This window comes from Actinomycetota bacterium (assembly GCA_041658565.1).
Classification (GTDB): domain Bacteria; phylum Actinomycetota; class AC-67; order AC-67; family AC-67; genus JBAZZY01.
In genome coordinates this window covers 1-2,539 of sequence record JBAZZY010000105.1, presented here as the reverse complement: position 1 = coordinate 2,539, position 2,539 = coordinate 1, and the positions used below count along the sequence as shown (strand labels likewise).

The following is a 2,539-nucleotide window of genomic DNA, read 5'->3' as shown; positions in this document are numbered from 1 at the left end:
GCCGCCGCCGAGCCGGTGCGGCGGGATGCGCGGCACGTTCTCGCCATCCTCGAACCGGGCGCGCACGAAGTCGTACTGTGCGTCGACGCCCCATACGCCGTTCCAGATCGACGCCACGTCATACTGTGCGGCCAGCTCGGCGCCGTAGAATGTCGCGTTGCGCTGCTGGAACACGACCTGAGCGAACGACTCATCGGGCGGAACCGGCAGGTCGCAGTCGACGAGAAACGTGCCGCAGGTGACGCCGGTGAGCTGGCGATAGATGAAGCCCTGATAGTGGGTGTAGTAGGCGGACGCGTCGAAGCGCAGCGGTCCCGTCGCCTTCTTCAAGCCGATCTCGGCGGTCGAGGCCTTCTCCTCGTTGAGGAACGGGTTGCCTATCTCGAACGTCCCGGTGGCCTCGTGCATGCCCTTGGAGAACAGCTCGGCGGCATCGGGGGCCCGCTCGACATATTGCCCGTTGAGGCGCGCCTCGACACCCAAGGGCAGCGCATACAGCAGGCCGAGACCACCGCTGACGGGCACGAACGCGCGCTCGCCCGCAAATACGACCGGCGCGTCCGGATCGGTGACATCCGACCAGCCCTGACCGTCGACCGTCGTCCGCTCGATGCGTGCCGCCGTCTGCACGCGCAGCGCCTTGGTCAGGGCCAGCTCCTCGAACCAGAAGGCGGCAACGCTTTGCGTGTGCGCCGGCTCGAGCAGCGAATCCCCCTCGAAGCTCTGTCCGCGCGTCCTGCGGTTGTCGACGTGGACGCCGACCGCGCCCGTCAGCTCGCCGAGGCCCGTAATCAGCGGCTGATGCTGGATCTCGACACGGGCTTCCTGCTCGCGATTGGAGAACTGCGATCCGAGCTCAAAGACGCCGGGCGCGTTGTCAGGATCGTGAACGGCGAGTTCGTCGTGGCCATAGTCAGACGCGCCGAACCAGAAGCGGATGGCCTCGATGCCGGAATCGCGCACGCGCCACTCGCCCTTCGCCTGCACCTTGTCCTGCTCCATATCGATGCGCGGGACGACGCCCTCCTCCGCTTCCTCGCCGGGAATACCGTAGAGACTGGCAAAGCGCGTGTAGGAGACGCCGAGGAAGCCGTCGGGGCCGATCAGCGAGGCACCGACCGAGGCGCCTTCGCTCTCCACGAAGCTGTTGAGCACCGTGCCGCGCGGCGACTGGTAGTCGTCGGCATCGCGCCTGAACGCATCGGCATGGATGGCGAAGCCGCCTGACCCGGCCGTGGCGCTGATGGCGCCGTCGGCGCCGCTATCGACGGATGAATAGCCGCCGATGATGCGGCCGGTAAAGCCGCCGCCGGGTATGAATGTCGGAATGCGCTCGTTCTCCACCGCGACGACACCGCCGATGGCCTGGCTGCCGTAGCGCAGCGTCGCCGGACCGCGCACGACCTCGACGCGGTCGGCGGCGAGCGGATCGACGGGAATGGCGTGGTCCTCGGAGATGGCCGACACATCGTGCGTGCCGATGCCGTTCTCCTGCGTGCGCACGCGGTAGCTGTCGAGGCCGCGGATGATCGGCCGGTTGGCACCGGGCGCAAAGTTGGTGCCGGAGATGCCGGGCCTCAGCTGCAGCGTATCGGTGATGGTGGCGCCGCCGTTGGCTTCCAGCTCGCGCTGCGTGACGACGGTGACCGCCACGAAAGCCTGATCGTCGACGATGGCGCCGGGCAGCGGCTGCAGTTCGGTTGATGCTGATGCAGCGGCGGCGGTGTCATCTGAAGGTGGCGCCGACGACGACGGGCTGGCGCGCTTCGCCTTCTTCTTGGCGGGCTTCGCCACCGGACTTGCCGTGGTGACCGTGACCGCCGGCAGCTCGACGGTGCCCTCGGCGGCCGGCGCCGACTGCGCTTGGACCCGCACGCTCAAACCCAACGCCGCCGCAGCGACGCATACGCCTACGCAAACTCTCACTGGTACGCCCCCGAATACGCTTTACGGATGTTATAATATCCGTTTATTAACCGTCGTCAACGCACAAAACTGCGCGCCGCCACGTGAATCACGCGCTGAGAGGAATTGGCTGATGGAATGTGCTCGGCGCGCCACGCTACATGCGGCGGGTGCTCATCGGATCAGTGGTGCGAGCGAAAGCACAACTGCATCAACATCGCATTCAGCGTGGCGCGCGCGCGGTGCAGTCGCGGCAGCGCCCGCGCAGCTCGAGCGTCATTCTCTCGACGGCGAACTTCGCCTTGCGCGCCCACGCGGCAAGGCGCTCGACCGCCGCCGGCTCGTCGAACTCGTTGACCGTACCGCAGTCGTTGCAGATGGCGAACACGGCCACACCCTCGTGGCTCGGGTGGCAACACGCGACGAAGGCGTTGAGCGACTCCAAGCGGTGCGCCTGCCCCTCGGCGATGAGGCGGTCGAGCGAGCGATACACGGTCTGCGGCGCAAGGCTCGCCTTGTGGCGCAGCTCTTCGATCAGCTCGTAGGCGCTGACCGGACGCCCGACGCCGCGCAGGGCTTCGACGATCATCTTGTCCTGCTCAGGGGCAGGCCGGCGCTTGGTGCTCTTGCGAAC

At 67.3% G+C, this 2,539-nt stretch carries 2 protein-coding genes; both read right to left on the bottom strand.

Translation table 11 applies throughout. From position 1 onward, the window contains the following. Nucleotides 1-1,875: TonB-dependent receptor (locus WDA27_15495; GenBank protein MFA5892329.1), on the bottom strand; the 1,875-nt coding region annotated here is incomplete at its 3' end. Between the two features lie 253 nt (nt 1,876-2,128). Beyond that, nucleotides 2,129-2,539 (bottom strand): Fur family transcriptional regulator (locus tag WDA27_15490; GenBank protein ID MFA5892328.1); only part of this gene is annotated, 411 nt, incomplete at its 5' end.